The organism is Cellulosilyticum sp., assembly GCF_982396655.1.
Genome location: NZ_CEVXFV010000052.1, coordinates 18296 through 27150, shown reverse-complemented (window position 1 = coordinate 27150; position 8855 = coordinate 18296). Strand labels below are relative to the sequence as shown.

The window sequence follows — 8855 nt, the reverse complement described above, 5'->3', positions numbered from 1 at the left end:
CTTATCTCTATCCCTATCTCTTATCCTTATTCTTATTCTTATTCTTATCTTTAATCCTTATCTCTTATTCTTATCCTTATCTTTAATCCCCATCTCTTATCCTTATCCTTATCTTTAATCCTTATCTCTTATTTCTTTAAAGTGCTATATACTTCTTCATTAAAATTAGTACTCTTCTTATACTACATCTCGAGTTCCTCTACAATACTTTGAAATTGTATCTTCTTTATAATAGGGTCTTTTCCAGTTATCGTTTTACTCCTATTATCTATACCCGCTGTAGAAATATAAATTTCAAATTCATTACTATCTCTATAACAATCCCCCTTCTCATCTATAATAGTAAATGCTTGTGGTGCTATTTTCATTTCTATTGTTTGCTGCTCCATTGCATCTAATTCTACCATTCTAAACGAACACAATGTGGGTGTGAAAGTCGCATAGATAGAATTTATATCTTTTATGTATATTTGAACTACCTCCTTTACTTTAACATCTGTTTTATTATGTACATTTATTTTAAGCACTACTTCATCTTGTTTTATATCTATTATCTCAACTTCAGTTATTTCTAACTTACTATATTGCAATTCTTCATCAGATAATTGCTTTAACTTTTGTATTATTCTTTTTGGATTCTTTTCTATCTCTCCCATCTTTATTTCCACCTTACTATTTTATTGTGTTAATTAAATGTGTACTTGAAGTGTCCCCTTACTCCAAACCATTATAATAGCCTTTATCTAATTTAACTAATTCAACTTCTTTTTAAGTTTTAGATTAAAACCATGTACTTTTTGTATTCTTCTTTTTAAAAAGAAGATAATGCTTTTTCTTAATATTAGTTTACTAGATTTATGACTATTATCCATGTAAATTATTGTTTTATTATGTCTAAAGTCAGTATTTTCTTGTTCTATATACAAAAAAACGTATGTAAACTACAATTTACATACGTTTTTTTATCAACAAGTACATATTTCTCTATTATTCACCAACTTGTGAGTAATTATACCTGTTATCCACATTTTATCCCCGATATTAGAATTATTTTCCACAGCATTTTTTATACTTTTTGCCGCTTCCACAAGGACATGGTGCATTTCGACCAATATCAAGAACCTTTACTTTTTGGCCTGTTTGCTCATTAAAGGTATGTGGGCTTAATTCGTTAGATGTAAATCCTCTATTTACCCATTTTCTTGTATTATTTACCACTGCTACAATATGTTTAATAACTTCATTGATTTGTGCTAAATCTTTAAACTCTATACCTATATTCGCCATTTCTTCTAACATAAGTTCTATTGTTTTGCCTGTGCGGTCACTATCAACTCTTGCAATCATTGTAATGGCAACGATTACTTCTTCTATCATCTCTTCATCTTGTGTGAAGTTTGCTCTAAGATGTGATTTTAACTTTTCTACTGCTAATGTATTTTCATAGTATGTTTCATCAACTAAACATTCTAACATTTCCTTGCTTGGTGTGTAGTATGGTCTATCTACAATAACACCTACGAAATCATGGAAGTTGTTTTTATCTAGTGCGTAGATTGTTTCTTCTACTAAATAATCCTCCATCACTTTAGATTGACAAACAATACGCATATCTTTTTTTGCAAAACTCACTAACTCTTCAGCAGTGATTGCGTCCTCATGATATTTATTATAAAGCTCTACTGCCCAATCAATCTTTACAACACCATATAAGTTAAGAATCGCCATAATGTGTTGTCTAAGCTTAGCATTTGCTTCAATCACTGGCATAATCTTAGCAATATCGATCTTGCTATAAGCTTCTTTAATAAGTTCATCCACAACAAGTTTTCTGCTATCTTTACTTTCTACGAGCTGTACCAATTCAAGTTCCATAAGATTGTAGTACGCCTCTGGGCTCTCATCTTGACCAAGTTGTACTGGTTCTTTCATTACTGCTTCAAAGCGTTCAATATCCGCCTTATCTAACATTGGTAGGTTGCTTTCCATTCCTGCTGGAATTGCTTCAATTAATGCCTCTACAAGTTCCGCTTTTTTCAACTTATATGCACCCTTTACCCCATATAACTTTGCTATTTGCTCTAGTTCTTTCTTACCATAATCTAGTATCATTTGTACCTCCTTGTGATTGCTTCTAACGCACGTTTTTATCAAATTATTTCTATCATAACATAATCCAGATGAAGACGCAAAAAATCCCCATTAGGAATTAATGGTATCATCCTAATGGGGATTTCACTATTATTTTTCTTATTCATAAGCATTAGCAATAATATAATCCATATCTACAACTTTGCCTGTTCCTGCATTTAATTCAGCTACTGTTGCATCAAAAATGAAGTCAATAATACGTTTAGAATCATGTGCATATAAGTTAATTTTTTCTTGGTTCACAGTTTCTAAAACTAATGTATAAATTTCTATGTCTCCCTTATGTGCGTACTCTATGTATAACTTTGCCCCTTGATAAACAACTCGCTCTTTTTTAATTAGCATATTGTCCCCTACCCCCCTTTTAATTTTTTATACATTTTACCACATTATTGAATTTTTGTCCCAATTTATACCCACATTTTAATTTTTTCTTTATCCACATGCTTTACAACACTAATACACCATATCCACAATTTTATTCACATTTTCCTCAACTTATACACAATTGTATACACGGTGTACAATCTATTCCTTGTGATTAATCTTAATTGTTTTTTACTTTAAGGTGTATTAGTGCCCTTCTTTTTTTCACTTACTTTAATAATATAGGCTAATTCTCAACTTTATATTCTGCTTCAAGACCATTCCATTATTTTTCTATTTGAGGATAATTTTACTTACATAATTCTGTACAAGTGATTGCTAATTACTAATCTCCTCTTCATATTTGGCCAAAGTAAATTTGATTGCTGTATAGCTTACTTCTGGTGGTAAACATTCTTTTATTGGTTTAAGAAGCTTCGGCCCACACATTTTAATTGCCTCTAAAATCTCTGCTTCATATTGTTCTGGTATAAACTCGGCAAAATCAACTAGTAATCCTTCTTTAATACATTTAAGCAGATGGTTTTCTACCGTCATTTGCGTTAAATCACGTTCATCAGCAATCTGTTCAATAGTTTTTCCTTCTGTATAAAGTTCATAGGTAAGACGATGGCTATCTCTTGGTGCAGCTTTCGTAGATGTTGTAACTGGAGCAGCCATACTTGTAGTTGCCGCCTCTCTTTCTCCCCAGTCACCTGCTGGGATTACTGTAATGTTATGTTCTTCTACATAATTTTGGACAACTTTTATAAACTGCTCCCCATATTTAGCAAGCTTATATTCGCCCACACCTGATACCTGGAGCATCATTTCTTCATTAATAGGATAACGTCTACTCATATCCTTAAGTGTTGTATCTGGAAATACCATAAATGGCTGAACACTATTTTCTACAGCTACCTCATATCTAGCTTGTCTTAGTAACTCAAATAGTACAAAATCTACACCTTCATCACTTGCTGTCTGACGAGTTGATGCTACTTTAACTTCTTCTTTTTCTAGAATACGTTTAATAAACACTTGTTTTTTACCTTTTAGGACTTCATAACTCATAGGCGTGAGTCTTAGAATAGGATACTGTGAACCTTCTAGATATAAATAGCCTTCTGCTACTAAAAAAGCAATGAGTTCTTTGATCGTATCTTTGGGATAATCTCGCATGATGCCGTATGTTGTGAGTTCATTGAAATGCATACTACGTATTTTTTGCGTATTTGCACCTTTTAATACATCTGCCACCTGTGTACTTCCAAATTGTTCGTGCATACGCTTAACACAGCTCATAATCTTTTGTGCTTCAATAGTGATTTCTGTTTCTTCAGTATCATTATTACAGCTACTACAATTATGGCAGCTACCTTCTAAAGCCTCTTGACCAAAATAAGTAAGAATATAATTTCTTAGGCAGCCTTCTGTATTGCAGTAAGCAACCATACTATTAAGCTTTTCATATTCTTGGTTATGATTATTACTGCTTGTACCATTCTCAATGATATAGCGGTTCGTCATAATATCTTGTGTGCTAAAAAACAAAATACATTCAGCTTTTTCGCCATCACGGCCCGCGCGTCCTGCTTCTTGATAATAACCTTCCATATTTTTAGGCATATTATAATGCAAAACAAACTTGACGTTAGGTTTATCAATCCCCATCCCAAAAGCATTAGTTGCAATAATGATGGGAACACGATCAAAAAGGAAATCTTCTTGATTTTGTGTACGTTCCTTTTCACTTAACCCTGCATGATATCTAGTTGTAGGGATACCTAGCCTATTTAACCTATCCCAAAGCTCGTCTACATTTTTTCTTGTTGCACAATAGATAATGCCACTTTGATTCGAATGTTTTCTTAAATAATTTTCTATTTCTTGTAGTTTATTTTGTGGTTTTCTTACTTCAAAGTATAAATTAGGTCTATCAAAGGTGCTGATATACTCAAAAGGTGATTTCAGACCTAACAAAGACGTAATATCACTTTTTACCAGCGGTGTGGCTGTTGCTGTAAAGGCCGCGATAATAGGTCTTTTTTCTAAAAAGCTTATCATCTGCGAAATACGTCTATAACTTGGTCTAAAGTCATGTCCCCATTGCGAAACACAGTGCGCCTCATCAACTGCTATCATACTAATAGGCATTTGGCCCATTAAATCAATAAAGCTTTCTGTTTCTAGACGTTCTGGGGCAACGTATAAAAGCTTGTAAACACCTTCTCTGGCATTAGTTATAATCTCACGAAACTCCGTAGCACTTAAAGTGCTATTGATAAGTTCTGCCTGTATACCATATTCCTTCAGCGTATCTACTTGATCCTTCATCAAAGAAATAAGTGGTGAAACTACAATCGTAAGCCCTTCTAGTAAAAGAGCTGGTACTTGGTAACATAAAGATTTTCCACCCCCTGTTGGCATAATCCCTAAAACATCTCTTCCTGCTAAAATTTCTTCTATTATTTCCTGTTGTCCTGGCCTAAAAGCATCATAGCCATAGTACTTTTTTAAAATCTGTAGTGCCTGCATGTATCTACCTTCCTTTTACTATTGTATTTTTATATTAAAGTATCTTCTCGTTATATCATTCTTTAAAGTATATACTAAACATATGCACTTTTAAACATACATAAAAAAATCCGCCTATACTCATCCTTCTCTTTATACCCCTATATCTCTATATTCCTAAATCTTTATACCCCTATATCTCTATATTCCTAAATCTTTATGCTCCTATATCTCTACCTACACCAAATTAATGTGCTCCTACAAAATACATAAATATCCCACGAAAATGAACAAGTAACCTTTCATAACAAAAAAGCGGTAAAACTAATTAATCTTTTAGTTTCACCACTCCTTTATCCCCTTATGGCTGATATTTATAAATTACGTAATAGCCTTTTCTCCTACTTTTTTAAATGAATTACGTAATAACCGCTTTAAAGTAACTCATTAACTTTTTCTTTTCCCTTGTGCGGCTAAAATCTAGCTAGACAGTTGGGTACTGATAGGCTACCTTCGGAGCAGTTTGATTTTTACCTATTAACTAAATAATTCTTTAATCTCTTCTTCTGACATTTGGCTGATGAATGCTTCTCCTTCTTGAAGAACACTTTCAGTAAGGCCAATTTTTTTGTCTTGAAGTTCTTTAATCTTTTCTTCAATAGAGTCCTTCGTAATCATTTGAAATACTTGAACATTATTTTTCTGCCCAATGCGATAAGCACGGTCTGTAGCTTGATTTTGACTTGAAAGATTCCACCATGGGTCATAGTGAATAACTACATCCGCACCTGTAAGATTGAGTCCTGTTCCTCCTGCTTTTAGAGAAATAAGGAAAATTGGGATTTCCGAATTGTTGAATTCATTTACAAGACGAATACGTTCTTCTGCCTTAGTTGCTCCTGTTAGCATGAAATAATCCATCCCTTCCTGACTTAGTGATTTACCAATTAAATCTAGCATACTTGTAAACTGCGAAAAGATTAATATCTTATGTCCTGCTTCTACACTATCTCGTACTAATTCCATACACTGCGCAAGTTTACCACTGCCTTCATTATAGTCTTGTAAATAAAGGGCTGGATGACAGCATAACTGTCTAAGTCTTGTAAGTAAGGCAAGCATTTTAATATGGCTACGCCCTACACCTCTTGTTTTTAATTCTTGCTCAATCTCTTGTTTTGCTTCTGCTAAATGGGCTGTATAGAGTTTACGCTGCATATCTTCCATCGTATTATAAATAACTGTTTCAGTTTTATCTGGCAATTCCTTAAGTACATCTTTCTTAAGGCGACGCATGATAAATGGTGCAATCATCTTTTTAAGTCTTGCTGTTGTCACTTCATCCTGACTCTTTACAATAGGTGTCTCAAAGTCTCGTTTGAAATGTGTATACGTAAAGAGGTATCCTGGCATAATGAAGTCAAAAATACTCCAAAGCTCTGCTAAAGAGTTTTCTATTGGTGTACCTGTTAAGGCAAACTGTACTTCACTTTTTATCATTTTTAATGCCTTTGCATTTAGCGTATTGGCATTTTTTATATATTGTGCCTCATCTGCTATACAAAATCTAAATTCTAGCTCATCATAATTTTCAATATCTCGTTTTAAAAGTTCATAAGAAGTAATGACAACATCATAATTCATCGCTTCATCCATTAAGGCCTTACGTTCATCTACACTTCCCATCAATACGAGAGTTTTTAAATCTGGTGCAAATTTAGCAATTTCACTTTCCCAGTTTAGTGTAAGTGAAGTTGGGCAAACAACTAATGAAGGCTTCATTTCTACTGTCTCTACTGCTTCTGCTTTTTCTGAGGCAATGAGTGTCACCACTTGCAATGTCTTACCAAGCCCCATATCATCTGCTAAAATGCCACCGAAACCATAGTTAGCCATAGTACGCAGCCATCTGTAACCTGTTTTTTGATAGCTTCTAAGATTTGCTCTAACCGTCTTCGCCACTTCATAATCTGCATCTTCTACACTTTTTACATCACGTATAATTTGCTTAAAATATTTATCACGCTCGACTTCAATGTCTTCACTTTGCTTAAGAATCTGATCTAAATAAAGTGCACGATATTTGGGAAGTGTCGCCTCCCCATCTATAAGATCTGTTGCTTTCATCCCTAATCCTTCTATGATATTTGCAAAGTCTCCAATACTTCTATCTCCCATATCAATGAAAGAACCACTTCTCAGACGATAATATTTGCTTTTCATTTTATAAGCTTCTAATATCGATTGCACTTCTTCTATTGGCATATTCACTTGGTCTAATGCTACATGAAGCATGTTATTTTGGATACGCAGCCCAATAGCACCTACTGGTGATTTTACGATATTCATACCTTTTAATTTATCTGTTACATGAACCTCACCTAAATCCATCAAGTCATTCAGCCCTGTTTTTAAAAAGTTATAAATATCTTCTTCATCCTTTAAATAAATCTTTCCATTGTGCGTACGGAAATTATAAGCTTTTAAGATACTATTCATTCGTGATTCTCTCACTGTATCTCTAGCAATATGTTCAAGCTTTTCAGCAGCCTCATAACTCAGTCTGCCATAAGGATTAAAGCTAAAAGTTTTATAGTGGAACTCAATATCCCCCTCAATGTCCTCTTCATCTGACATATCTAAAAAAACTTTAATAAGTACATGTTCTGGTGCTACAGCTTCTTTAATTTCTTCACTCATTACTACCGGCAAATGTTTTTCGATTTTTCCAAGACTTGAAAGCATAAATCGTTTCATCAAGGTCTCGTCAAACTCTAATTTTGTCTTGCCATGCACGCGTTTTGCTTCATACATATACCATAGAAGTGGGAAAATATCCTTTGAAAAGGCTCTGTCTACACAGTAAAGCTTGTCCCCAGCTAATATATATTTATGATTTGCAAAAGAAAATGGGATGTAATCTACTAAAGAACTTATGACTTCATAATGTTCATCTTCTTGATTAACTGTTAGTTTAACTTCAGGATTCGCTTCAATACAAAGTACATCTCTTGTGTCTCCTCTTACACTAACTTCTATAATTTTGTTTTTAACAATTTCAAAGAACTCATCAAAAGCCTTACTGCCTAATGGTAAAGTCTTTCGATCTGCTTTACTAAATCCACGATACATCCCAACTTGTCTTAATATATCTAAGTACTCATAAGTTTTATCCATAACATATTCTACGATTGGTCTAGAATCTTCTTCAAAGACACTAATATCGTGAATAAATTCAAGTTTTTTACCATAGCTCACATTATTACCTTGTACCATGTTTTCACTAAACTCATATAAATCTTTTACAATATAAAATTTCTTTTCCCCTACACTTAAACTCAGTTCAAATGAACCACTACCATCTTCTATTAACTTGGGCTTTGCCTTGATAACTGGATTATCACCTATCTCCAAATCTTGTTCTCTCATAATTTGGTCTTCGTAATAAGCTAATGCACCTTGCGAATAACGCTCCCCTTTTATCCCTGTTTTAAGCCCTGGCAACACCTCATAATAATATTTTAGCAACATAGCAACGACATGCTTGCATGCGCCTTCATATTGAAAACTAGCAATACAATCACATTCACACCACTCAATACCTCTTTCACTCACTTCAACCTTAGTGTGATAATAACCCATAGAACCATTAACATAAGACATGATTTCTACGTTTTCATAACCATTCTCTACTCGTATTTCTCCTACACGTTTTTCTTTATAATAATCTAAGCCACGCTCAAAAACTTGGTTACTGCTGGCTAAACCATTGATATCTTGTAAAGTTATTTTCATGTATATGTGCTCCTATTCCTTCCACC

Annotated in this window: 5 protein-coding genes; all 5 read right to left on the bottom strand. The window is 33.7% G+C overall.

The features are described from left to right. Nucleotides 1-182 precede the first annotated feature (182 nt). The 5 genes from AC1VAQ_RS16975 to AC1VAQ_RS16955 all read right to left on the bottom strand — a co-directional run bounded on the left by AC1VAQ_RS16975 (nucleotide 183) and on the right by AC1VAQ_RS16955 (nucleotide 8829). Entirely contained in the window at nucleotides 183-656 is a 474-nt protein-coding gene (locus tag AC1VAQ_RS16975) for a fibronectin type III-like domain-contianing protein (RefSeq protein WP_302600104.1), read from the bottom strand. Nucleotides 657-1047: 391 nt separating this feature from the next. Next, entirely contained in the window at nucleotides 1048-2112 is a 1065-nt protein-coding gene (locus tag AC1VAQ_RS16970; protein ID WP_302600105.1) for a Rho termination factor N-terminal domain-containing protein, read from the bottom strand. Between the two features lie 138 nt (nucleotides 2113-2250). Next, nucleotides 2251-2496, bottom strand: a complete 246-nt coding sequence (locus AC1VAQ_RS16965) for a hypothetical protein (RefSeq protein ID WP_302600106.1) — start codon at nucleotides 2494-2496, stop codon at nucleotides 2251-2253. A gap of 360 nt (nucleotides 2497-2856) precedes the next feature. Continuing rightward, nucleotides 2857-5055: a DNA helicase RecQ gene (gene recQ / locus AC1VAQ_RS16960; RefSeq protein WP_302600107.1), complete on the bottom strand. Its 2199-nt coding sequence runs from the start codon at nucleotides 5053-5055 to the stop codon at nucleotides 2857-2859. Between the two features lie 516 nt (nucleotides 5056-5571). Further along, complete coding sequence (locus AC1VAQ_RS16955; RefSeq protein ID WP_303244188.1) at nucleotides 5572-8829, bottom strand: DEAD/DEAH box helicase; 3258 nt, start codon at nucleotides 8827-8829, stop codon at nucleotides 5572-5574. Nucleotides 8830-8855 lie beyond the last annotated feature (26 nt).